Below are 22,807 nucleotides of genomic sequence, written 5' to 3'. Positions count from 1 at the left end.
TCAGGCGCCGCTGACCCGCCAGATCACATTGCCCACGTCATCGGCCATCAGCAGCGATTTCCCATCCGGGCCGATGACCACGCCAACAGGTCGGCCATAGGACCATTTTTCGTCCTCCGACAGAAAGCCCCACAGAATATCGCGCGCCGGACCAGAGGGCTGGCCATCCGCGAAAGGCACGAAAATCAGCTTGTAGCCGCTGAGGGTCGAGCGGTTCCAGGATCCGTGCTGGCCGATCACCATGCCATCGCCGAAGCCCGGCAGCGTGCCTTCGGGCATCCAGCAAAGGCCAAGCGATGCGGTATGCCCGCCAAGCGCATAATCGGGCCGGATCGCACGGGCAACCAGCGCGCTGTCCTGCGGGACGCGGTCATCGACGATCTGGCCCCAATAGCAATAGGGCCAGCCGTAAAAGCCGCCATCCTGAACCGAGGTCAGATAGTCAGGCGGTGTTTCGTCGCCCAGCCCATCGCGTTCGTTCACCACGGTCCACAGCCTGCCCGTCACCGGCTCCCACGCCAGGCCCACGGGGTTGCGCAGGCCGGTGGCAAATTCGCGGGCCGCGCCGCTTTCCAGATCCAGTTCCCAGATCGAGGCACGCCCCTCTTCTTCCTGCATGCCGCGATCACCGATATTGGACAGCGAGCCGACGCCAGCATAGATCCGCCGCCCATCGGCCGAGACGATCAGGCTGCGCGTCCAGTGACCGCCGGGTTTGAAATCGACCAGGCGCCGCCCCTCGCCGGTGATGCGGTCGGCACCGGCCTGATAGGGGAAGGCGACGATGCCATCGGTATTGCCGACATAGAAGGTATCCCCCACCACGGCCATGCCGAAGGGCTGGTTCTGCCCGGTCAGGAAATCGTTGCGGATCTCGGCCACGCCATCGCCATCGCGGTCCCGCCACAGCGAGACGCGATTGGCGCTGACCCCCATGGCATGCGCGCGCTTCATCGTGCCGACCATGGCCCGGTCGAACAGGTCGCGCGGCGGGCGTTCCTCGGCCAGGGCCTCGGCCACCAGCACATCGCCGTTCGCCAGAACCTCGATCCAGCGCGGATGGGCCAGGCCCGAGGCAAAGGCATTGACCTGCAACCCGTCCGCCGCCTTGGGTTTGTGTCCCGGCACCCAGCCTTTCGCCGTGGGCATCTTCAGCGTCATGATTCCCTGCCGGCGCGCCTCGGGGATGTCGGGACTGGCGCCGATGGCCTGTTTCCGCGGCGCGGACGAACGCCGCAGCCGAACCATCGCGCCGCCGACGACCTCGGCCAGTTTCGTCATGAAATCCATGATGCCCTCATCTGGTATGCCAGATCATACTAGCGGCCGGGCGCGAAGAGGCCAGAGGCGATTTTTCGTGATGTCACGGCAAGCCGGTTGGGCCAGCCGGGCGCCGCTATCCCAGCCCGGTCTGATCCAGATAGTGCCGCACCGCATCGGCCACATGGCGAAACCTGTCGCCGCCCAGATGCTTGCCACCATACCAGCGCGTCACGACGATCACATGATTGCTGATCCCCGCGCGTTCCAGCATTTGCAGTATCAGCGTGCCGGCGCCGCTTTCGCCGTCGTCATCCTTGACCGGCTCGCCGGACAGGATCGCGGCCCAGCTGTTATGGGTGGCCTTGGCGAACCGTTTCTGCCGCTTCAGCCCGGCCAGCAGCGCCGCCACCTGATCACGGTCATGCGCCACCCCGCCGCTGACGGCATAGCGCGAACCACGATCACTGATGATCTTGTCAAAGGTCAGCAGCCCGCCGGCCGAGGCTTCGGCCATCAGCCCTTGGTAACCGGCTGCTGGCAATAGCTTTGCTGGCTGGTCCAGGCCGCGATATCGGCCCGCTTGGCCGCGCTGCGCAGCGGAGCCCAGTCCCGCGCGATGCCGCGCCACCCGCCCGAGCCGTCGCGCACCACCGCATTGTCGCGCCCGACCTGCTGGGTCATGATTTTCACCGCACAAGCCATGTTATCGGCCCCGTCCAGCATCTGCCCGTTGCAGCCATAGGACCGCCAGGTCGCCGGCGCGATCTGCATCAGCCCCAGCCATTTGCCGCCACCGCCCTTGGCTTGCGGATTATAGGTGCTTTCATGCTTGGCCACCGCCGACAGAAGGCCGGCCCAGAAAGCCCGGCGGCCGTTGGTCCCCCGTTCGGCATAGCCGGGGCAATAGGCGTCGATATCCTTGGGCACCTGCGACATGATCTGAACGCCGTGACGGTCCAACGCCTCCAGCGTGGCCTGGGTCCAGGCGTCCGAGCCGCTGCGATCACCCCACCGCATCGCCACCTGCGTCGCCACCGGCGCAGCAACGGCAGCGGTCCGCGGGCTGACGGGAACCAGGTTGTTCACACCGCCCCCCCCATCCGCAGTAACGGCGCTGTCGCATCCGGCGATGGCAAGGCACAGGGCAAGCGGGGCGAAAAGCTGGGTCAGACGGGGCATGTGCTCGACAGGTTTGTTGCTGTTGTCACGTCGCTAGCCCAAAGCGGCCATTCCTCAAATGCCTATGTCAGTCCAGTTTTCGTGATCGCCACGGCTTGCGCAACAATCCGCCGAGCCCGCGACGCGATTCCGCCGATTGCCATGGCCCGAGTTCTCTTTCATAGTCGCGGCAGTGCCGCGCCTTGCGACATGTGTTCATTTCGGGGTTGGGATGGTTTTTGCTATCATCGGCGCGTTGGCCGCCGCAGGTTTCTGGATCTGGCGCATACGCATGGCAGGCGAGGCCGCCCGCGAACTGGGCAATATGGCCAACGATGTCCTGGGTGCTGCGCGGGCGCTTGGGTTTCGCCGCCGGGCGAACACCCATCCTGCCGACAGCATCGACGATCCCGAACTGGCAATCACCGCCACCGCCATGGCCTTTCTGGAACTGGACGGGCTGCCCTCGCGCGAGGATCAGCAGGCCCTGGCACAATCGCTGACAAAGCAACTGGCCTCGACCCGCACCAAGATCGAGGAAATGATGATCGTCGGCCGCTGGCTGGTCAATGAATGCAACGGCCCTCAACCCGCGATCACGCGCCTGGCCAAGCGGTTGGCGCGGTTGGATCGCGGCGCGTTTCAGACGCTTCTGCCGGTGCTGAACGATATCGGGCAACGCGCCGGCGGCCTAAGCGACCGGCAGCGTGATGCGCTGGCCGATATCGCCCGCGTGATGAAACTGTCCTGACGCACCCGGCGCGCACCCTTGCCGTGCCCCCGACCCTGCCGTAAAACACGGGCCACAGCTAAACGAGGCCCAAGATGCTTGACCACCTGTCCTTTACCGCCCCCGAGCCGAAAGTCATCTCTGGCGCCAAGCAGGATTGGGAACTGGTGATCGGGCTGGAGGTTCACGCACAGGTCAGCAGCAATGCGAAACTGTTCTCGGGCGCCTCGACCGGCTTTGGCGCCGAGCCCAACAGCCATGTCGCCTTCGTCGACGCCGCCATGCCCGGCATGTTGCCCGTCATCAACGAATTCTGCGTGGCGCAGGCGGTCAAGACCGGTCTGGGTCTGAAGGCCGCGATCAACCTGACCTCGGCCTTTGATCGCAAGAACTACTTCTATCCCGACCTGCCGCAGGGCTATCAGATCAGCCAGCTCTACCACCCCATCGTCGGCGAGGGCGAGGTGATCGTGGATATGGGCCCCGGCATCGGCCGCCGCGTCCGCATCGAGCGCATCCACCTGGAACAGGATGCCGGCAAGTCGATCCATGACATGGACCCGACCATGTCCTTCGTCGACCTGAACCGCACCGGCGTCGCCCTGATGGAGATCGTCAGCCGCCCCGACATCCGCGGCCCCGAGGAAGCCGCCGCCTATGTCGCCAAGCTGCGCCAGATCATGCGCTATCTGGGCACCTGCGACGGCAATATGCAAAACGGCAACCTGCGCGCCGACGTGAACGTCAGCGTCTGCCCGCCCGGCGCCTATGAGCGCTATCAGGAAACGCAGGATTTCAGCCATCTGGGCACCCGCTGCGAGATCAAGAACATGAACTCGCTGCGTTTCATCCAGGCAGCCATCGAGTATGAGGCCCGCCGCCAGATCGCCATTCTGGAGGACGGGGGCAGCATCGTTCAGGAAACCCGGCTTTACGATCCCGACAAGGGCGAAACCCGGTCAATGCGCAGCAAGGAAGAGGCGCATGATTACCGCTATTTCCCCGATCCTGACCTGCTGCCGCTGGAAATCGAACAAACTTGGGTGGATGCCATCGCCGGCGACATGCCCGAACTGCCCGACGCCAAGAAGGCGCGTTTCGTGCAGGTGCTGGGCCTGTCCGAATATGACGCCGGCGTGCTGACCGCCGAGGTCGAGAATGCCGATTTCTTCGAAGCCGTGGCTGCGGGCCGCGATGGCAAGCAGGCCGCGAACTGGGTCATCAATGAGTTGTTCGGCCGCCTGAACAAAGAGGGGCTGACGGTCGAGACCTCGCCGGTTTCGGCGGCCCAGCTTGGCGGCGTGATCGACCTGATCGGCCATGGCGCGATTTCCGGCAAGATCGCCAAGGATCTGTTCGAGATCCTCTGGACCGAGGGCGGCGATCCGGCGCAGATCGTGGAAGCGCGCGGGATGAAGCAGGTCACCGACCTCGGCGCCATTGAGGCCGCCGTCGACCAGATCATCGCCGAGAACCCCGCACAGGTGGAAAAAGCCAAGGCCAATCCCAAGCTGGCGGGCTGGTTTGTGGGCCAGGTGCTGAAGGCCACGGGCGGCAAGGCCAACCCGGCGGCGGTGCAGGATCTGGTGGCGAAAAAGCTGGGCGGCTGAGGCGCGACATCGGCAGTCGACGCCGAACAGCTATTCCAGATTGAACACGTCAGAACCCAGAGACTTGAGAAACGACCGAACCATCTGTTGGTTCGGTCGCCTTTGCTGCATATGCTTGGCGGCCGCCCAGCTTTGATCGGGCGACCGGCTTTTGGGCGACCTTAAAGATTTCGTCATCTTTCCTTGACGGCGGCCTGTCACAGCCTTGCCAGGCGGCGAGATGCCGCCTTACCGGCCAATTCCGTCGATCGGCGGCAGCGGCACGCGCTGCGTCACCAGATGGCTTTTGCGCTTTTCATAGAACGCATTTCCGCCCGCCGTCAGCGTATAGTGCATGTTGTCATAGGGAAAACGGTATCCATAGGTATGGAAGAACCGGGCGCGACCGATACCCGGCGCGCGTTCGCCACGCAGCGCCGCAACCGCTGCCTCGCGCACCTCTGGCAGCGCCTTCGAGTTCATCTTGCGCGTCATCACCCCCGGCGCGAACTGGTTCTTCTGCCCCACGACGCCGCAGACCGTATCGGGAAAATCATCCGAGGCCACCCGGTTCATCACCACATTGCCGACCGCAACCATGCCGGTTCGGCTGGACCGGTTGGCCTCGAAGAAGATCGCCCGTTCCATGCAGGCAAGATCGTTTCTGCTGCTGCGCCCGCCCATACCGGAATCCCCGCCGCAGGCAGCCAGCACAAGCTGCGTTGTCATCAGCGCAATGCCCAATCGGGCTGTCGATCGGTTGATTTTCATGGCCTGCTCTGCCCTCGATTGTTTTGGCCTGCCTTGTGGCGGTCTTGTTTTGCTCTGTTTTGCTGGGCCGCTTCGGTGATTTCAACGACAAAAACGCGGCCAGTCGCCGCATCGGCGGGGAACCGTCACCTGCCGTGACAGGGGCGCGGACGCGTCGGGCGGCACTTTCCATGCCCGGCCATCTGGCCTATCACTCGGACCAAGCCGATGTTCAGGATTCAACCGATGCGCTATGAATACACCGTCATCCCTGCCCCCGCGAAAGGCGACAAGGCCAAGGGCGCCAAGACCCCGACCGACCGATTCGCATTGTCCCTGACGGCCGAGCTGAACCGGATGGCCGCCGAAGGCTGGGACTATGTCCGGGCCGAGACCCTGCCATCCGAGGAACGCAGCGGGCTGACCGGCCGTTCGACCATCTATCACAATCTTCTGGTTTTCCGCCGCGCCTCGGCCGGGATCGAATCCGTGGCCGACCCCGCCGCGGCCGCAACGCCGCAGCCCGAATACCCAGTCAGCGCCAGCCCCGTGCGCGCACCGCAGCAGACGCCGGAACTGCCGCAGGCCGCCGCGCCGCAATCGCGCGATCAGGCCACCATAATCGAAACGCAGCCTGCGACGGATGAGACCGAACCCGCAACGCCCCCGGCGCCGCGCACCGCGCCATCGGCGTGATCAGGCCGCCCGCGCCTGTCGAACAGGGCAGAAGGGACTGATCTGAACCCCTTCGCCCTCGAAAATGCAGAAACTGCCCTGCGGCACCTCCTGCCAATCGTCCTCATCGGTCTCAAGCGGCTCGGACACCACGGCCCGGCCGCCCCGGCTGGCCGACCAGCGGTGATAAAGCGTCGGCGCCTGCTCGTCGCTGGCATAGCGGATCGCGTAAAGCCGCTGCCCATCTGAAAATGCCGCCGTCAGCCGCACATATGGCGCCGTCCCCCGCCGCATGGCCAGATCGGCCAGCCGCCCGGCGGCGCGTTCCATCGCGGCTTTCGGATCCTGTTCCAACCCTTCGCCAAGTGCGATCAGAAACAGCGCCTCACTGTCGGTCGCGCCCTTGCGGTGCGGATAGAACTCGTCAGTGATCTGCACATCGGCATCGCGACGGAACCCGTCATAGCCGCCGAATTGTCCGTTATGCATAAAGCACCACCGGCCGACGGTGAAGGGGTGGCAATTGTTGCGACTGGTCGCGGTGCCAGTCGAGGCGCGGACATGGGCCATGAACAAACCGGATCTGACCTGCGCAACCAGACTGCGCAGATTGGGGTCGGACCAGGCGGGCATCACATCGCGATACAGCCCCGGCTCGGGCCTTTCGCCATACCAGGCCAACCCGAAACCATCGGCATTTACCGGCGTGTGACAGCGCATCGCGCCATGGCTTTGGCGGATCAGCGAATGCGCCGGCCGGCTGACGATATCCTCAAGAAAGATCGGCTGGCCCAGATAGGCGGCCCAACGACACATGCCCTGCCCCTTCGCGGTTCTGCTTTTGTCACAGAACTACCACGAAGGTTTTAAGAATTCATCCTATTCCGCAGGCGGAGGCGTTTCCTCGATGATCACAAGATCGCGCTCGGATGCGTGCCGCGCATGGTCCAGCGCGGCCTGGTATTCGGCGCTGTCATAGCAGGCCACCGCCGCTTCGAAGCTGGGGAAACGGGCCACGACATTGCGCGGCCGGTCATTACCTTCCAGCTGCTTGTAGCGCCCGCCGCGCGCCAGAAACAAGCCACCATGCGCCGCAATGGCGGGCCCCGCCAGCGCGGCATAGCGGCCATAGGCCTCGGCATCGGTCACATGGACATGGGCAATCCAAAGGGCGGTCATGCGGTTTCTCCGATCAGCTTTTCGACATCGGCGATGGCCGCATCGGCGGCCGCCAGGCTGGGCGCACCACCCTGCGCACGGTCGGGACGGCCACCGCCACCCTTGCCACCAAGCGCCGCGACCGCGGTCTGCACCAGCGTCACCGCGCTGATCCGGTCGGTCAGGTCGCCGGTCACGCCCGCCGCGACCGTGGCCTTGCCATCGGCCTCGGCCAGGACCAGCACAGCGCCGCTGCCCAGTTGCGATTTCATTTCGTCGACCAGCGCACCCAGTTCCTTACCGCCGACGCCCTCGACCTTGCGGCCGATGAACTTGACCCCACCGATTTCCTTGGCCTCAGACGCACCGCCGCCGCCCATGGCCAGTTGCCGCTTCAGCTGCGCCACCTCATTGGCCAGCGCCTTGCGTTCATCCGACAACGCACGAACCTTGTTCACCACATCGCCCGATTGCGCCTTGAGGATGCCTGCGACCTCGGCCAGTTCCTGATCGACACGGCGCAACTCGGCCATGGCAGCCTGGCCGGTCAACGCCTCGATGCGCCGGATGCCAGCGGCCGAAGCCGCCTCGGTGGTCAGCGCGAACAGACCGATATCGCCGGTCCGGGCAACATGGGTGCCGCCGCACAGTTCCAGCGAATAGGTCTGGCCATCCGTGCCCTTCCCGGAATTCGGCTGCCGCCCCATGGAAACGACCCGAACCTCATCGCCGTATTTCTCGCCAAACAGCGCCTGCGCGCCGATCGCGCGGGCATCGTCGGGGGTCATGATCCGGGTCTCGACCGGCGTGTTCTGGCGGATGAAATCATTCACCTCGCGCTCGACCCGCGCCAATTCCTCGGGGCTCATGGCCTTGTTATGGCTGAAATCGAAGCGCAGCCGATCCGGTGCGTTCAGGCTGCCGCGCTGCGCGACATGTTCGCCCAGGGTCCGGCGCAGCGCCTCGTGCAGCAGATGCGTGGCCGAGTGGTTCGCGCGGATCATCCCGCGCCGGTCGTGATCGACCGACAATTGCGCGCCCTGACCCTTGCCGATCGTGCCCAAAGTAACTTCGGCCACATGGACATAGACGCCCGCGACCTTCTTCGTGTCAGTCACCTGCGCGGCGCCGGTCTCGGTCTTGATCAGGCCGGTATCGCCGACCTGCCCGCCGGATTCGGCGTAGAAGGGCGACTGGTTCACAACGATCTGCACCTTGTCGCCCTGCTTCGCCTCGGGCGTTTCCACCCCATTCGCGACCAGAGACAGGATCTGCCCCTCGGCTTCCTCGGTGTCATAGCCCAGAAATTCGGTCACGCCGTTCTTTTCGGCCAAGTCATACCAGATCGCGGCATCCTTGGTCTCGCCCGTGCCGGCCCAAGCGGCGCGGGCCTTGGCCTTCTGCTCGGCCATGGCGGTGTCAAAACCGGCAACATCCACCGCCCGGCCCTTTTCGCGCAGCGCATCCTGCGTCAGGTCCAGCGGGAAACCATAGGTATCATACAGCTTGAACGCCGCCTCGCCCGGCAGGTTCGCGCCATCGGGCAGCTTTGCAAGCTCGTCATCGAGCAGGCGCAGGCCCCGGTCCAGCGTCTGGCGGAAGCGGGTTTCCTCGCTGCGCAGCGTTTCCTCGATCATCGCCTGACCGCGCCCCAGCTCCGGGTAAGCCGCGCCCATCTGGCGCACCAGCGCCGGGACCAGCTTGAACATCACCGGGTCCGTCGCCCCCAGCATATGCGCATGCCGCATCGCCCGGCGCATGATCCGCCGCAGCACATAGCCGCGCCCCTCGTTCGAGGGCATGACGCCATCGGCAATCAGGAAAGAGGTCGAGCGCAGGTGATCCGCGATCACCCGATGATGCACCTTGCCGGGGCCGTCGGGGTCGCTGTTCGTCGCATGGGCGCTGGCCTCGATCAGGCTACGCATCAGGTCGGTGTCGTAATTGTCATGCTTGCCCTGCAACAGCGCGCCGATGCGTTCCAGCCCCATGCCGGTGTCAATCGACTGCGAGGCCAGTTCCTTCATGCTGCCATCTTCGAACTGCTCGAACTGCATGAAGACGAGGTTCCAGATTTCGATGAAGCGGTCGCCGTCTTCCTCGGCGCTGCCCGGAGGGCCGCCCCAGATCTTGTCGCCGTGGTCATAGAAGATTTCGGTGCAGGGGCCGCAGGGGCCGGTCGGGCCCATGCGCCAGAAATTGTCATCGGTCGGGATGCGGATGATGCGGTCATCCGACAGACCGGCAACCTTTTTCCAAATCGTCGCCGCCTCGTCATCGGTGTGATAGACCGTGACCAGCAGCTTGTCCTTCGGAATGCCGAAATCCTTGGTCAGCAACTCCCATGCAAAGGGGATCGCGTCGGCCTTGAAATAGTCGCCGAAGCTGAAATTCCCCAGCATTTCAAAGAAGGTATGATGGCGCGCGGTATAGCCCACATTGTCAAGGTCATTATGCTTGCCGCCCGCGCGCACGCATTTCTGCGCCGTCGTTGCCCGCTTGTAGTCGCGCGTCTCGACCCCGGTGAACAGATTTTTGAACTGCACCATGCCCGAATTGGCGAACATCAGCGTCGGGTCATTGCGCGGCACCAGCGGGCTGCTGTCTACCTTGCGGTGACCATTCCGCTCATAGAAATCAAGGAAGGTCGAGCGGATATCGTTTAGACTGGGCATGATCGGGCCTCGGCTAGGCGTGGGACGGGCGAGACCCGGAAATATCAGCGCCGGGCGGCGGCGACAAGCGCAAGCGTCAATTCGCGGTGCCCTTGAACACGCTATCCCCGATCATGATCGAATCGTCAGCCCAGAACACCGCCTCGGCCCTGCCTGCGGCGCCGTTCGCGGGTGAAAAGACAATCAATCCGTCGCGGATCTCGTATTGACCATTCGCGTCATCGCTGCTGCCCACGCTATAGCCCCCGCCACTGTCGAAACTGCCAAAGCTGCCACCAAAGCTGCTGCCGTCATAGCGACCATCAGAATGGAACACGGTCGAGCTGGACGAGGATATGCCGCCGAAAATCCCGCTGCCGGGGCTGAAGCCGGAATAATAGACCGACGAAATTTCACCATCCAGCCGGCTGCCATCAGGCAATGGCGTCACCCGCGTCATGTCATAGCCATCACCGCTGATAAATTCACCATTGCGTTCAAGCGTCGCCGTGCGTCCGTCGGCATAGGTCAGATCTATGCTGTCACCCCTAACCAGATAGTTCCCCCAATCGGCCAGCATCGCCCTGTCCAACGCGGCCCTATCCGGCACAGCGGTCCCACCAGGCGATGTTCCCTCGTAAAAACTGCCATCGGGCCAAAAGCTGATCCGGCGGAAACTGCTGTCAAGCCGGATCAGCATATCCATGCCAAGATTGGTATCCAGCCGCGATGCCCACCACAGTCCTTCCATTTCGCCCGGCGTTGGCGCGGGCAATAGCGACGGCGCCCCGTCAGACCGATAACGTAACAGCGCCAACCAGGGCAGATAGGTGGTGGACATGAATTCCATATCCGCCATCAGCCCTTCCGGCTCGCTGTTATAGGCCGAAAATCCTGTCAGAACAAAATCGGAGCCGGCCCTGATCGCGACCAGAACCTGCATTTCGGTTCCGTCGCCCATCACCAGTGTCGCGGCCTCTCGCGCGCCAACCGAGGTGCTTTCGGCCGGCATTCCAATCTGGAACTGCGCGCGGTCGTCCTCGTCGACAAAGGCAAAGCGATTGCGATCCAACCAGTCAACAAGCCCGCCGACTGCCGTCTCACTTCTGCCGATCAATATCGTGCAATAATCGCAGCGATCATCTCGCAGTTCGGACCACATCGTGACGTGACCCCTGTTACCGCCCGGATCAGACCAATCCGGGATGGTCGGATAGATAACGGCCCCGAACTGCCGCAACTCGGCTAAAACAGGCGTTGCGGTCAGGAACCCTGCCGCAAAGCCTGAAAGGACAAGTGTACCGAAACGCAAACCAATACCTCACCACCACACCAAGGCGGCAGGCTGATGGCCGGCATCAATCCTCGGTCACATTGTCATCTTCCTCCGAAGCGCCGAAATCCAGACCGTGGCTGGCGCGGATCTTATCCTCGATGGCATAGGCCACATCTGGATTGTCACGCAAGAACTGCTTGGCATTCTCGCGCCCCTGACCGATCCGCTCATCACCATAAGAATACCACGAACCGGACTTCTCGACCACGCCAGCCTTGACGCCAAGGTCAATCAACTCACCCGTCTTGCTGATTCCTTCGCCATACATGATGTCGAATTCCACCTGCCGGAACGGCGGCGCGACCTTGTTCTTTACGACTTTCACGCGGGTCTGGTTGCCAACAACCTCATCGCGGTCCTTGATCGAGCCGGTGCGGCGGATATCCAGCCTGACCGACGCATAGAATTTCAACGCATTGCCGCCGGTGGTCGTCTCGGGGCTGCCGAACATCACGCCGATCTTCATGCGGATCTGGTTGATGAAGATCACCATGCAGTTTGACCGGCCGATGCTGGCGGTCAACTTGCGCATCGCCTGGCTCATCAGACGGGCATGAGAGCCCATCTGCATGTCGCCCATGTCGCCCTCGATTTCGGATTTGGGTGTCAGCGCTGCAACCGAGTCGACCACGACCAGGCTGACCGCGCCGGAACGCACCAGCGTATCCACGATCTCCAGCGCCTGCTCGCCCGTATCGGGCTGCGAGATCAGCAATTCGTCCAGATTCACGCCCAGCTTCCGGGCATATTGCGGATCCAGTGCATGTTCTGCATCCACAAAGGCGCAGATGCCGCCTTTTTTCTGTTCTTCGGCCACGGCATGAAGCGTAAGCGTCGTCTTGCCGCTGCTTTCGGGGCCGAAAATCTCGATGATGCGGCCCTTGGGCAGGCCGCCAATGCCAAGCGCAATATCCAGCCCAAGAGAGCCGGTCGAGGTCGCCTCGATCTCGGCCACCGGGTTATCCTTGCCCAGCTTCATGATCGAACCCTTGCCGAATTGCCGTTCGATCTGCGCCAGGGCGCTGTCCAGCGCCTTCTGCTTGTCCGCGCTGCGTTTGTCGTTCATGTCCAGAATGCTCGCCGTCGCCATCTTGTCCTCGCCCGTTATTCCACACACCCCGTCAAGGGGCAATCTGCCTCGATCCGCCGGGGATGTTCACCCCTTGTTCCATTGTTCTTGCGCGAATTGGCCCGGTGACGCAAGTGCTTTCTTCTGCGGTCGATCGCTCGATATTGCATGGCATGTCTTAAGAAACGGTTTACAGCCGGCAGCGGCCCGGATATTGCCACCGGCCTTGGAACATTGCGCCGAATTGGGGAAGACATGCTGATCTTCTGGGAACCGCGTCTGGTCTTTCTGGCCACGCCCAAGGCTGGATCGACCGCCATCGAAGCCGCGCTGGAGCCATTGGCCGCGGTGGCGGTGCAGCGCCCGGCCGCGCTGAAGCATGTCGATATCAAGGCGTTTCGCGACCATGTTCAACCTTGGCTGGAATCGGTGGGCGGTGGCAGCTTCACCACCGTCGCCCTGATGCGCGAACCCGTCGACTGGCTGCGCAGCTGGTATCGGTTCAAGCTGCGCGACGATCACGAAGACCCCGAACACCTGATGGAAGGTGTCAGCTTCGCCCAATTCGCCAGCAATTACGCATCCGAGAACGGCCCCAAGCAGATGAGCATGGTCGGCCAGGCACAGTTTCTGACCGGCGGCAGCAGTCCTGCCGACCGGATATTTCGATATGAAGAAATGCCGCGATTCGTCGAATTTCTCGAAGATCAACTGGATTGCGCCATCAATCTGCCGCGCGTGAACGTGCCGCCAATCGTCGATGTCGATCTTGATGCCAACCAGGAAGCAGCACTGCGCATCGCGATGGCAGCCGATATCCGGCTGTACCAGACGCTATAGCACGCCGCCTTTCTGCACCCGATATCTGCGTCGGACCGGACGTCCAGCGCCCTGCCGGCATTTCATCGGCTCATGCTCTGCCACCGTGCAGGTGACGCTCGACTGTCTGGGTCAGTTCAACCAGAGAGAACGGCTTTGCCAGAAAGACGGAATTGGGCACCGGGCTTTGGCCCTCGGCAAAAATATCCTCGGTATAGCCCGAAATGAAGACAACGCGCGTTCTGGGCCGATCACGCAATGCGCTGCGAACCCAACTGGGACCGTCCATACCAGGCATGACAACATCGGTCACGAACACGTCGACCTCGACCGCCGGATCGGACAACAACGCCAAAGCCGCTTCTGCATTTTCGGCCTCCAGCACCTCATGGCCCTTCAGGCGCAAAGCGCGGGCAGCAAAGGCCCGCACGGGCGCCTCGTCCTCGACCAGAAGAATTGTGGCCTTCCGCGCCTCGGCCCCACTGTCGGCTGCGTCACCCTGCGGTTCGGATGACACAACGATTTCATCAAGATCATGCGCAGGAAAATAGAGTGAGAAAACAGTCCCTTCCCCCAGTTTACTGTCGCAAAAGATGAACCCTCCTGTCTGCTTGACGATACCATAGGCGGTGGACAGGCCCAGCCCGGTCCCCTCTCCGGTCCGCTTGGTCGTGAAGAAAGGTTCGAAAATCTTGGTCAGGATGTCCGGTGCGATTCCGCTGCCCTCATCGCGCAATTCGACCATGACATAGGCCCCCTTGGCCACAATCGCACGATCCCGTTCAAGGGGGGTATCCAGGCGCATATTGCGCGTCCTGATGGTAATATCGCCGCCCAATGGCATCGCATCGCGTGCATTCACGACCAGGTTCATGATCACCTGTTCCAGCTGCCGCTTGTCGGCGCGGATCGGCAGCAGCCTGGGATCGTGCAAGATGTTCAGTGCGACGCGTTCCCCAACAAGACGGTTCAGCAGGTGGGTCAGATCAGCAAGTGTGTCGCGCAGATCAAGAATCTCGGGCTTCATCGTCTGCTTGCGCGAAAATGCCAGCAGCTGACCGACCAGCGCCGCAGCCCGATTGGCATTCTGGCTGATCTGATCCAGATCGGCATAGTCCTGATCCGCTTTGTCATGGCGCATCATCAGCAGATCGCAATGACCGCTGATCGCCGTCAGCAGATTGTTGAAGTCATGTGCCACGCCGCCCGCCAACTGGCCTATCGCCTGCATTTTCTGACTTTGGACGAACTGTGCTTCCAGCGTTTTCAGCGCACTGGCATCGTTCAACACGGCGATCAACCCAGCCGATTCGGCCGGGTCACGGGCCAGCGACACCTGAAAATGCCTGTCACCGCCGGCGCGCAGGCGCAACATCTCGGCCCGTTGATCCGTGCGCCCCGTCGCCACATCGGCCAACCAGTCGCCCACCGGCCTGCCCGGTCCGTCAAGGATGGCGCCCATATGTGTCTGAACGGGGTTGCGGCCCAGTAATCGCTGCGCAGCCGGATTGGCGCGATTGATCATTCCATCGCCGGTCAGGCGCAGCAAAGCCACCGGCAGGGCATCGAACTCGTCATCCGGCTCTGGCTCTCCCGCATCGGCGAGATCATCATCGCCCACGTCATCGCCGGCAGCGTGATAGGACCAGATTTGAAGCGGGGCATCCGCCGCCCTGCCAAGGGCCAGCATGTCACCGTCAGGCAATCGCGTTTCTGCAAAGCCGGACCGGTCGGCGCGAGCAATCAGATCTGCAATCAACCCCGCCGCATTGGCGCGGATATGCGACATCCAGCTGAGAATATTCTGTCCCAGGATATCCCCGAATCCGTCAAGCGAGGCCGCGTTCTGAAACAGAACGAGACCGTCAGAATCGGTAATCCAGATCGGTTCGGGCGCTGCGACCACCTCGGACTTGATCGCGGCCAGCGCGCGGCGCCCCGTCAGCGCGCGCGCCGCCTGCAACAGCGAAATCGCGCCCCCCAGCAGATACCACGCAACCGCCATCGTCGCGAAGACGACCGCTGCCGTGCCGCTGCTGCTGCCGGGAAACAGTAGCAGCAAAATACTGCCAACCAGTGCCGGCAGCACCAGCACGGGCAGAAAGGCCACTGCGCCGCGCGGCAGGCCGATCACCCGCTCCAACCCGGTCATGTCTCGTCCTTCGTGCTGATTGCGCCGCGGTCATCCTAGCAGCGCTTTCGTTAATATGACGTTAACAAGACCGGCAACTGACAGTCAGTTCATCCTTGTCTTTGAAACAAGGACAGAAAGAACCCGTCACTGCCATCGAGGGGGGTCCATTGCCGCCGTATGACCTGCGTGAAATCTGGATTTCGGGTGAGAAATGCCTGCGCCTGCCCGTCATTTTCCTCGACCAGAACCGAGCATGTCATATAGGCCAGATAGCCCATCCGCCGAACAAGGGGCACCACCTCGTCCATGATATTCGATTGAATATTCAAAAGACTATCCATAGAACGTCGATCCAGTCGCCATTTGGCATCAGGGCTGCGGCGCCAGGTGCCCGAACCGGAACAGGGCACATCAGTGATGACAAGGTCATAGGCGCCTTGCGGCCGCGCCACGGGTCTGATCGGCGTTCCCGCGCGGGTTGCGCGCGCAGGCAGATCGGCCATGCGCGCGGGATCGGCGTCATGCGCATCGACCGACACCCGAAATCCGGCAGCAACCGCAAGCGCCTTGCCGCCCCCACCGGCGCAGTAGTCCAGGACGCTCTGCCCTGCCACCAAGGGCAGCGCCGCGCAGGCCAATTGCGGTGACAGATCCTGTAATTCGACCAATCCGTCGCGATAGCTCCGCGACCCGCCGATCCTTCGCTCGCCCGACACGACCTCAAGCGCCGAGGGCAGGCGCGGATCGGACCGGACCGCTATGCCGTCCTCGGCCAATGCCACCATGGCCTGATCCGGCGTGACCTTGGCCAGATTTGCCCGCAACCACACCGGTGCCCGGTCAGCCATCGCCAGGGCGACGGGTTGGGCCTCGCGCCCCAGTGCCGTGTCCCAAAGCGGCAGCACCCATTCGGGCAAATTCATCGACTGAACGCGGTCTGGGGCCATACCGGCCAGACGCTCGGCCTTGGTCAGCGGCGCCGGCGCGTGGCCCGCGCCATTGAATATCTGATCAGGATCACCACCGTCATGGCGGATCCTGCCCAACATCAGGCAGCGCCCCCCATGCCCGCCGCCCAGTGCTGCATAGGCTTCGCGCCGCCGAAGCGCGTCAAAGACAAGATCGCGCACGGCGGCCCGATCACCCGATCCGGCAAACCGGCTAGACCGTGACCAGCGCAGCAACGACGGCTCGGCCCAAGCGCCACCGGCGATCTGATCAAGAATGTCGATCGCCGCGGCAACGCGCGCCTGCGGCGTCATCGGATCATGCCTTGATCATACCGCCGATGTCGCCGGTCACGCTGCGACGGGCCCACGGCAGTGATCACGGCCGATCCCCTGGAGATGGCGGCAAGTGCCACGCCAACCCCTAGCCGACCGCAGCCGAAGCCATGGCTTGCTGCCGCTTCGCCTTGCGGCGGGCGGCATGCAGCAGTGGCTCGGTATAGCCCGAGGGCTGGGTCGCGCCCTGCAAGATCAGATCGCGCGCAGCCAGGAAGGCCACACCGTCAAAACCGGGCGCCATTGGCTGATAGGCCGGGTCGTCCGCATTCTGGACATCCACCTTGGGCGCCATGCGGCGCAGCGCGGCATCAATATCCTCGATGCTGCACAGCCCATGCAGCAGCCAATTGGCAAGATGCTGGGCCGAGATCCGCAGCGTCGCGCGATCCTCCATCAGGGGGACGTCGTTGATGTCAGGCACTTTCGAGCAGCCGACACCTTGATCGACCCATCGCACGACATAACCCAGGATGGATTGGCAGGAATTGTCCAGTTCGCGCCGGACCTCGTCGTCGGAAAGATTGCGCCCGCCCAGCAGCGGCAGGATCAGCAGTTGGTCCAGCGACGCTGGTGCCCGGTCGGCAAGCGCACGCTGCACCCCGGTCACGTCAACAAGGTGGTAGTGGGTCGCATGCAATGTTGCGGCGGTTGGCGAAGGCACCCAGGCAGTGTTGGCGCCAGCTTGCGGATGGGCAATCTTCTCGCGCAGCATGTCGGCCATGGCGTCGGGCTTGGCCCACATCCCCTTGCCGATCTGGGCGTGCCCCGCCAGGCCGTTTGCCAGGCCGGTATCGACATTCCCATCCTCATATGCGCCAAGCCACGCGGCGGATTTCATCTCGCCCTTGGGAACCATCGGGCCGGCCTGCATCGAGGTATGGATCTCGTCCCCGGTGCGGTCCAGAAATCCGGTATTGATAAACACGCACCGGTCCCGGACCGCCGCGATCGAGGCCGCCAGATTGGCAGAAGTTCGCCTCTCTTCGTCCATCACGCCCAGCTTCACGGTGTTGCGCGGCAGGCCAAGCAACTGCTCGACCCGGCCATAGAGCCTGTCGGCAAAGGCGGCCTCGTCGGGGCCGTGCATCTTGGGCTTGACCACATAGACAGAGCCCCTGCGGCTGTTGCGCGGCCCCTCGGACCGGTTCAGGTCATGCATGGCGGCGGCGACCGTGACAACGGCATCCATGATGCCTTCGGGTGTATCCCGCCCATCCATGCGGACCGCGTCGGTCTGCATCAAATGGCCCACATTGCGCACCAGAAGCAGTGCCCGGCCCGGATGGCTGACCGACCGGCCCATGGGATCAATATAGTCGATATCGGGATTCAGCCGCCGGGTCAGCGTCTTGCCGCCCTTCTCGAAGGTCTCGGCCAGATCTCCGCGCATCAGGCCCAGCCAGTTGGCATAGACCAGGCATTTATCCTCGGCATCGACGGCGGCCACCGAATCCTCGCAATCCTGGATTGCCGTGACAGCGCTTTCCAGCAGGATGTCGGCGATCCCCGCCGGATCGTTCCTGCCGATGGTGGATGTCGGGTCTATCACCAGCCGGATCAGCAGCCCGTTGACCCGCAAGAAGATATCACCTGCCTCCGCATGGCCTGCGAACTGGGCAGAATCGGCGAGGCCGGTTGCCCCTGCGGCGTTCGTGACGCGCAGCACGCCGTCCAGCAGATCCAGCGCCGTGACATCAGCCCAGCTGCCGCTTGCCAGCGGCGCAACCCTGTCCAGATGCGCCCGCGCCCAGGCAATCACCTCCGCGCCCCGCGCTGCATCGAAACCCTTGCCTTGTGGCGCACCTGCAATCGCGTCAGTGCCGTAGAGCGCATCGTAAAGCGATCCCCACCGTGCATTCGCCGCATTCAGCGCGAAGCGCGCGTTCATGACCGGAACAACCAGCTGCGGCCCCGCAGTCGAGGTGATTTCAGCATCGACATTGGTGGTTCCAAGGGAAAAATGCTCTGGTGCCGGCACCAGATAGCCGATTTCCGTCAGGAATTGCCGATAGGCCTGGGCATCATGGGGTTGCCCACGATGCGCGACATGCCAGTCGTCGATCCGGGCCTGCAATGCGGCGCGCCGGTCCAGCAATGCGGCATTTTCCGGCATCAGATCGCGCAGCAGCGCATGATAACCGGACCAGAACGCATCGGCATCCACGCCGGTCAGAATCCGGGTCTCGATCAGTTCGGCAAGCGGTGCGGCTACCTCCAGCCCATGTCGCGAAACATATGAAGTCATGATACCTCCGCACAGCATTGTCAGATCCGATACCGCCAACCAGCAGGCGATTTCGTCAACCAGTTCATTGACATTGGGGGTATCTAGTCCCCAGCGCGCCCCGCCTCAAGTGCAGAAGAGCCGCCGGCCCGACCAAGAATGGATGGCGGTCAAAGCGACGGACGCCGCCGCGCCGATTTGGGGTCTGGCCACCATCAATCATCCAGACGGTTAAGATAGGCCTGCACCCTGTCATTCCGCTCGGGGTCGCCATTGTCGCCACCAAACAGGTGCCGCTGCGCCAGGCGCGGGCTGATCCGCAATGGGCCAAGCGCCTTGGCAACACGCTGATAGGGTGCAATGTCCTCTTGCGGCAGGACCCTGCCCCAAACGGGCCGATCACCGGCGGTCACGACCACCAGCTCGCCACGCCGGTCAACGGCCACATCCCCCCCTTTCGCCAGCATCGACAGATCCGGCAGCCGGTCACGGAAGCCCGCGCCGATCAGCGTGCGCCAGCCGATATCAGCCAATCCGACAGCAACCGGGGGATCCTCGTCGACGTCTTGCGTTGCAAGGGCCTGCGGCATGATACAGAAAGCGACACAGCGTGGCGTCACCTCAATGGCGGCATTCGTCCGTGCCATGGCCATCGGCAAGGCAAAGACCAGGCTTTCCAGATAGTCAGGCAGAAAATATCCGAACCCTGCAACACCACAGCGCAATGACATGGCCGAAGCAAATTCCGTCACCTGATCGGTAAAGTCCACCAGATCATCTGCGTCGGGCGGCAGTTCCAGCGCCAGAAACGCCAGATCGCCAAGCTCACCAAGCCGCAGACAGGGCGCGGATTCGATGAAATGAGGGCTGTCTGTCCAGCCCGCCAGACGGATGCCGCTATCCATGCGCGCGGTGCCCGCAGCCAGTTCCGCACGCAGGGCCGCAAGTGATGCATCGGTGTTCGGGCAGGTGCGTGGCGGTTGATCGGCACTCGCCCGCGTCAGACTGTGGAACTGGCCGGACCATCGCAGGCAGAACAGGTCGAACACCCCCAGCATCGCCTGCCGATTCGCCCGGTCCCGCCAGTGACCATCGCACCACAGCAGGATTCTGAAGACCGGCGTGGCGATGGTCCGCCCCTCAAGATAGAAATAATCCGATGCGGCCGGACGGTCGGCGGCACCTGCCAGAACATTTTGGGTCAGCGCGGGTTTGAACATGGGCGGCGCCTCCGTTTTCGATGCCTTTGTTCCCGGCTGAAATCTCCGGGCCTGACCAGGAATACGATGAAATACCTGACAAAAGGTTTCCGCCCAGACGATTTGCGGCAAATATCCATGCTGCGGCTTGCACATGTTGCAGATTGCGACGCAGGATGCCGCCAGACCACGGCCTGGGTCCGAAGGATAGCCGAATGCCCGATGACATGCCGATCCTTGTCCCCGAAGCCTTGCCAGCCGGGCTGGATGGCGTGGTCATCCGCTTCTCGCTGAACCCAGAGCCTCGGGCGATGGCCGCCGCGCAGTTGCTGGCCGCCGATCTGGCGGGCGATGCGCCGCAGGGCGTGACCGAGATCGCGCCGGGACTTGTCTCGGTTCTGATGCGCTTTGACGCCGCGATCATCGCACGAGCGGCATTGATGCGGGACGCGCTGACACGCGCGCAGGCGGTGGCAGCGCATCCGCGTGCCCTGCCCGCCCCTGCGCGGCGCTGGACCATTCCCGCGGCCTTTGGTGGCGAACACGGCCCGCAACTGGGCCAGATCGCACGTGCCATCGACCTGTCGGAACAGGCCGCGGTGGACCAGCTGTGCCAAGCCGATCTGCGCGTTCTGGCGATCGGATACGCCCCTGGCCAGCCCTATATCGGCCTGCTGCCCGAGCCGTGGAATCTGCCCCGGATGAGCGAGTTGAATCCGATGGTCCCGGCCGGGGCGGTCGTATCAGCCGTGCGCCAGCTGGTCATGTTCACCGCAGCTTCTGCAACCGGATGGCGCCAGATCGCACGAACGGGGTTTCGCGCCTTCGACCCGGATCGTCAGGATCCGATGCCGCTGCGGGCCGGCGATGCCATCCGCTATGCAGCTGTCGCGGCTGACCAGCTGGACGGGCTGATGGCCCGTGATGACGGGCTGGGTGGCGCGCGGCTTGAGGTTCTGGGATGAACGAATTGCAAGTCATCCGGGCAGATGGGCTGCTCAGCGTGCAGGATCACGGACGTCCGGGCCATATCGCGCAAGGCCTGTCACGGGGCGGCGCGATGGACCGGCTGGCCTTGATCGAGGCGGCGGCCTTGCTGGGTCTGAACGCCGTCGTCGCCGGGGTCGAGATGGCGGGCGCAGGCGGCGTCTTTGCCACCACCAAACCCATGCGCATCGCCCTGACCGGCGCGCCCATGACCGCCACGCTGGACGACGCCCCCCTGCAATGGCAGGCCAGTCACCGGATCGAACCGGGGCAGCACTTGCGGATCGGCGGCGCACAATCGGGTGCCTTCAGCTATCTGACGCCTGCGGGTGGAATTGCCACGCCCCCCTGGCTGGGCAGTCGCGCGGCCCATCTGAACATCGGGCTTGGCGGCATGTTGACCGCAGGTGACCGCCTGCCGCTTGGGACCGATCCCGACCCCGAGGCGCCCGCGCGCATCATTGAGGTCTCAAACCGCTTTCGCGGCGGCCTGATCCGTATCATCGACGGGCCGCAGACCGCGCTGTTCACCCCCGAAACCCTGGCCAGTTTCGTCGAAACCCGGTTCACCCGCGCCCCGCGCGGCAATCGCCAGGGTGTGCGGCTGGATGCCGAGGCGCGGTTTGCCTCGGACCAGGCCGGCGGGCTGGCATCCGAGATGGTGGGACCGGGGGATGTGCAGATGACCGGCGACGGTGTGCCCTATGTGCTGCTGGCGGAATGTCAGACCATGGGCGGCTATCCCCGCATCGGCACGGTGATCCCGACCGATCTGGCCCAGATCGCCCAAACACCGCCGGGCGGGCAGATCCAGTTTTTGCGGCTGAGCCTTGATCAGGCCGATGCGCTTTACCGCAGCGATGCGCAACTGTTACGAGAAACAGCCGGGCGCTGCCGCAATCTGGTGCGCGACCCAGCCATGATACCCGATCTGTTGGGCTTTCAGCTGGTCGGCGGTGTAACCCGAGGGGATGAACTGGAGGACGGCTGATGCAGGTGGATCTGAACTCGGATATGGGGGAATCCTTCGGGCCATGGCGCATGGGCGACGATGCGGCGCTGCTGGATATCATCACCTCGGCCAATATCGCCTGCGGCTTTCATGCGGGCGATGCCGATGTGATGGCGGCGACCATGCGGCGTGCGGCGGAAAACGGCGTGGGCATTGGTGCCCATCCGGGCTTTGCCGATCTTCAGGGCTTTGGCCGCCGGAGGATGAAACTGTCAGCCGAAGAGCTGGGCAATATGGTCGCCTATCAGCTGGGCGCGGCGCAGGGCATGGCGCGACTGGCCGGGGGCGCGGTGCGGCATCTGAAGCTGCATGGCGCGGTCGCCAACATGGCCAGCGAGGATGCCGACATCGCCCGCGCCTGTTACAGCGCCGCCTTGCGGGTCGATCCGCAGATCATCCTTGTCACCCTGGCCGCCACCGCCTCTGAGGCCGTCGCCCGCGAACTGGGCGCGGCTTATGCCAACGAAATCTTTGCCGACCGCGCCTATAATGACGATGCCACACTGGTCGATCGCAGCAAGCCCGGCGCGGTGCTGCACGACCCGGCCATCGTCGGCAAGCGGATGGAGGACATGATCCGCGCCGGCGGCATCATCACCGAAAGCGGCAAGCGCATCCCTTGCCGGATCGACACCATCTGCGTGCATGGCGACAGCCCCGGCGCGGTGGCCATCGCGGCGGCGGTGCGCGATCACCTGACTGGCTCGGGCATTGCCGTGCGGCAGTTCTCGGGCGCGACCGCCTGATCCGACGAACCGAAAGCA

At 63.6% G+C, this 22,807-nt stretch carries 20 protein-coding genes; 7 read left to right on the top strand and 13 right to left on the bottom strand.

Annotated elements, in window-relative coordinates; all coding sequences use genetic code 11:
• From FNJ84_RS05820 to FNJ84_RS05810, 3 genes are all read right to left on the bottom strand, one after another.
• Complete coding sequence (locus tag FNJ84_RS05820) at positions 1 to 1,290, bottom strand: sorbosone dehydrogenase family protein (protein WP_143792069.1); 1,290 nt, start codon at positions 1,288 to 1,290, stop codon at positions 1 to 3.
• Positions 1,291 to 1,396: 106 nt separating this feature from the next.
• Positions 1,397 to 1,777, bottom strand: a complete 381-nt coding sequence (locus FNJ84_RS05815; RefSeq protein WP_143792068.1) for a YigZ family protein — start codon at positions 1,775 to 1,777, stop codon at positions 1,397 to 1,399.
• Positions 1,777 to 2,442 (bottom strand): transglycosylase SLT domain-containing protein, encoded by a 666-nt coding sequence (locus FNJ84_RS05810; protein WP_143792067.1) that lies wholly within the window; start codon positions 2,440 to 2,442, stop codon positions 1,777 to 1,779. The genes FNJ84_RS05815 and FNJ84_RS05810 overlap by 1 nt, the downstream gene beginning before the upstream one ends.
• Before the next feature lie 211 nt (positions 2,443 to 2,653).
• Here FNJ84_RS05810 and FNJ84_RS05805 point away from each other — a divergent pair, with 211 nt between their 5' ends.
• Positions 2,654 to 3,172 carry a hypothetical protein gene (locus FNJ84_RS05805; protein WP_143792066.1) on the top strand — a complete coding sequence of 173 codons (519 nt, stop codon included), beginning with the start codon at positions 2,654 to 2,656 and terminating at the stop codon, positions 3,170 to 3,172.
• A gap of 74 nt (positions 3,173 to 3,246) precedes the next feature.
• Complete coding sequence (gatB, locus tag FNJ84_RS05800; protein ID WP_143792065.1) at positions 3,247 to 4,761, top strand: Asp-tRNA(Asn)/Glu-tRNA(Gln) amidotransferase subunit GatB; 1,515 nt, start codon at positions 3,247 to 3,249, stop codon at positions 4,759 to 4,761.
• Between the two features lie 228 nt (positions 4,762 to 4,989).
• Here gatB and FNJ84_RS05795 read toward each other — a convergent pair whose 3' ends face one another.
• Positions 4,990 to 5,424, bottom strand: coding sequence for a cell wall hydrolase (locus tag FNJ84_RS05795; protein WP_255471077.1), 435 nt, complete (start codon positions 5,422 to 5,424; stop codon positions 4,990 to 4,992).
• A gap of 312 nt (positions 5,425 to 5,736) precedes the next feature.
• On the opposite strand from FNJ84_RS05795, the gene FNJ84_RS21930 reads away from it, so the two are divergent.
• The gene (locus tag FNJ84_RS21930; protein WP_185968435.1) at positions 5,737 to 6,186 is read left to right on the top strand and encodes a DUF4177 domain-containing protein; all 450 of its coding nucleotides are present in this window, start codon (positions 5,737 to 5,739) and stop codon (positions 6,184 to 6,186) included.
• On the opposite strand, the gene FNJ84_RS05785 is transcribed toward FNJ84_RS21930, so the two are convergent.
• The 5 genes from FNJ84_RS05785 to recA all read right to left on the bottom strand — a co-directional run bounded on the left by FNJ84_RS05785 (position 6,187) and on the right by recA (position 12,403).
• Complete coding sequence (locus FNJ84_RS05785) at positions 6,187 to 6,981, bottom strand: class II glutamine amidotransferase (RefSeq protein ID WP_143792063.1); 795 nt, start codon at positions 6,979 to 6,981, stop codon at positions 6,187 to 6,189.
• 63 nt (positions 6,982 to 7,044) lie between these two features.
• On the bottom strand, positions 7,045 to 7,344 hold the full coding sequence (locus tag FNJ84_RS05780) for a DUF1330 domain-containing protein (protein ID WP_143792062.1): 300 nt from the start codon (positions 7,342 to 7,344) through the stop codon (positions 7,045 to 7,047).
• Positions 7,341 to 9,998 carry an alanine--tRNA ligase gene (gene alaS, locus FNJ84_RS05775; RefSeq protein WP_143792061.1) on the bottom strand — a complete coding sequence of 886 codons (2,658 nt, stop codon included), beginning with the start codon at positions 9,996 to 9,998 and terminating at the stop codon, positions 7,341 to 7,343. The genes FNJ84_RS05780 and alaS overlap by 4 nt, the downstream gene beginning before the upstream one ends.
• 76 nt (positions 9,999 to 10,074) lie before the next feature.
• Positions 10,075 to 11,094 carry a hypothetical protein gene (locus FNJ84_RS05770; protein ID WP_143792060.1) on the bottom strand — a complete coding sequence of 340 codons (1,020 nt, stop codon included), beginning with the start codon at positions 11,092 to 11,094 and terminating at the stop codon, positions 10,075 to 10,077.
• Positions 11,095 to 11,335: 241 nt separating this feature from the next.
• Entirely contained in the window at positions 11,336 to 12,403 is a 1,068-nt protein-coding gene (gene recA / locus FNJ84_RS05765; RefSeq protein ID WP_143792059.1) for a recombinase RecA, read from the bottom strand.
• Positions 12,404 to 12,637: 234 nt separating this feature from the next.
• On the opposite strand from recA, the gene FNJ84_RS05760 reads away from it, so the two are divergent.
• Positions 12,638 to 13,222 carry a sulfotransferase family protein gene (locus tag FNJ84_RS05760; protein ID WP_143792058.1) on the top strand — a complete coding sequence of 195 codons (585 nt, stop codon included), beginning with the start codon at positions 12,638 to 12,640 and terminating at the stop codon, positions 13,220 to 13,222.
• 70 nt (positions 13,223 to 13,292) lie between these two features.
• On the opposite strand, the gene FNJ84_RS05755 is transcribed toward FNJ84_RS05760, so the two are convergent.
• From FNJ84_RS05755 to FNJ84_RS05740, 4 genes are all read right to left on the bottom strand, one after another.
• The gene (locus FNJ84_RS05755) at positions 13,293 to 15,353 is read right to left on the bottom strand and encodes a PAS domain-containing sensor histidine kinase (protein WP_143792057.1); all 2,061 of its coding nucleotides are present in this window, start codon (positions 15,351 to 15,353) and stop codon (positions 13,293 to 13,295) included.
• Positions 15,354 to 15,442: 89 nt separating this feature from the next.
• Positions 15,443 to 16,597: an RsmB/NOP family class I SAM-dependent RNA methyltransferase gene (locus FNJ84_RS05750; RefSeq protein ID WP_143792056.1), complete on the bottom strand. Its 1,155-nt coding sequence runs from the start codon at positions 16,595 to 16,597 to the stop codon at positions 15,443 to 15,445.
• Positions 16,598 to 16,706: 109 nt separating this feature from the next.
• A complete protein-coding gene (locus FNJ84_RS05745) occupies positions 16,707 to 18,866 on the bottom strand; it encodes a malate synthase G (protein ID WP_143792055.1) in 2,160 nt (719 codons plus the stop codon).
• A 194-nt stretch (positions 18,867 to 19,060) separates the two neighbouring features.
• Positions 19,061 to 20,065, bottom strand: coding sequence for a hypothetical protein (locus FNJ84_RS05740; RefSeq protein WP_143792054.1), 1,005 nt, complete (start codon positions 20,063 to 20,065; stop codon positions 19,061 to 19,063).
• 194 nt (positions 20,066 to 20,259) lie between these two features.
• Between FNJ84_RS05740 and FNJ84_RS05735 the strand changes: the two genes are divergently transcribed.
• The 3 genes from FNJ84_RS05735 to FNJ84_RS05725 are packed head-to-tail and all read left to right on the top strand — an operon-like array spanning position 20,260 to position 22,789.
• Positions 20,260 to 21,009 (top strand): allophanate hydrolase subunit 1, encoded by a 750-nt coding sequence (locus tag FNJ84_RS05735; protein WP_185968434.1) that lies wholly within the window; start codon positions 20,260 to 20,262, stop codon positions 21,007 to 21,009.
• Entirely contained in the window at positions 21,006 to 22,022 is a 1,017-nt protein-coding gene (locus FNJ84_RS05730; protein WP_143792052.1) for a biotin-dependent carboxyltransferase family protein, read from the top strand. Before FNJ84_RS05735 ends, FNJ84_RS05730 begins: the two co-directional genes overlap by 4 nt.
• The gene (locus FNJ84_RS05725) at positions 22,022 to 22,789 is read left to right on the top strand and encodes a LamB/YcsF family protein (protein WP_143792051.1); all 768 of its coding nucleotides are present in this window, start codon (positions 22,022 to 22,024) and stop codon (positions 22,787 to 22,789) included. The genes FNJ84_RS05730 and FNJ84_RS05725 overlap by 1 nt, the downstream gene beginning before the upstream one ends.
• The last annotated feature ends 18 nt before the right edge of the window (positions 22,790 to 22,807 follow it).

This window comes from Paracoccus sp. M683, assembly GCF_007096355.1.
Taxonomy (GTDB): Bacteria; Pseudomonadota; Alphaproteobacteria; order Rhodobacterales; family Rhodobacteraceae; genus Paracoccus.
This window is presented reverse-complemented; position numbering and strand designations above follow the sequence as displayed.

Bases quoted from the DNA above. Each gene is read 5' to 3' on its own strand.
- FNJ84_RS05750 (WP_143792056.1), bottom strand. From the start codon at position 16,597: ATGACGCCGCAGGCGCGCGTTGCCGCGGCGATCGACATTCTTGATCAG.
- FNJ84_RS21930 (WP_185968435.1), top strand. From the start codon at position 5,737: ATGCGCTATGAATACACCGTCATCCCTGCCCCCGCGAAAGGCGACAAG.
- FNJ84_RS05810 (WP_143792067.1), bottom strand. From the start codon at position 2,442: ATGCCCCGTCTGACCCAGCTTTTCGCCCCGCTTGCCCTGTGCCTTGCC.
- FNJ84_RS05815 (WP_143792068.1), bottom strand. From the start codon at position 1,777: ATGGCCGAAGCCTCGGCCGGCGGGCTGCTGACCTTTGACAAGATCATC.
- FNJ84_RS05735 (WP_185968434.1), top strand. From the start codon at position 20,260: ATGCCCGATGACATGCCGATCCTTGTCCCCGAAGCCTTGCCAGCCGGG.
- FNJ84_RS05725 (WP_143792051.1), top strand. From the start codon at position 22,022: ATGCAGGTGGATCTGAACTCGGATATGGGGGAATCCTTCGGGCCATGG.
- FNJ84_RS05780 (WP_143792062.1), bottom strand. From the start codon at position 7,344: ATGACCGCCCTTTGGATTGCCCATGTCCATGTGACCGATGCCGAGGCC.
- FNJ84_RS05820 (WP_143792069.1), bottom strand. From the start codon at position 1,290: ATGGATTTCATGACGAAACTGGCCGAGGTCGTCGGCGGCGCGATGGTT.
- FNJ84_RS05755 (WP_143792057.1), bottom strand. From the start codon at position 15,353: ATGACCGGGTTGGAGCGGGTGATCGGCCTGCCGCGCGGCGCAGTGGCC.
- recA (WP_143792059.1), bottom strand. From the start codon at position 12,403: ATGGCGACGGCGAGCATTCTGGACATGAACGACAAACGCAGCGCGGAC.
- FNJ84_RS05785 (WP_143792063.1), bottom strand. From the start codon at position 6,981: ATGTGTCGTTGGGCCGCCTATCTGGGCCAGCCGATCTTTCTTGAGGAT.
- alaS (WP_143792061.1), bottom strand. From the start codon at position 9,998: ATGCCCAGTCTAAACGATATCCGCTCGACCTTCCTTGATTTCTATGAG.
- FNJ84_RS05730 (WP_143792052.1), top strand. From the start codon at position 21,006: ATGAACGAATTGCAAGTCATCCGGGCAGATGGGCTGCTCAGCGTGCAG.
- FNJ84_RS05805 (WP_143792066.1), top strand. From the start codon at position 2,654: ATGGTTTTTGCTATCATCGGCGCGTTGGCCGCCGCAGGTTTCTGGATC.
- FNJ84_RS05760 (WP_143792058.1), top strand. From the start codon at position 12,638: ATGCTGATCTTCTGGGAACCGCGTCTGGTCTTTCTGGCCACGCCCAAG.
- FNJ84_RS05795 (WP_255471077.1), bottom strand. From the start codon at position 5,424: ATGGGCGGGCGCAGCAGCAGAAACGATCTTGCCTGCATGGAACGGGCG.
- gatB (WP_143792065.1), top strand. From the start codon at position 3,247: ATGCTTGACCACCTGTCCTTTACCGCCCCCGAGCCGAAAGTCATCTCT.
- FNJ84_RS05745 (WP_143792055.1), bottom strand. From the start codon at position 18,866: ATGACTTCATATGTTTCGCGACATGGGCTGGAGGTAGCCGCACCGCTT.
- FNJ84_RS05740 (WP_143792054.1), bottom strand. From the start codon at position 20,065: ATGTTCAAACCCGCGCTGACCCAAAATGTTCTGGCAGGTGCCGCCGAC.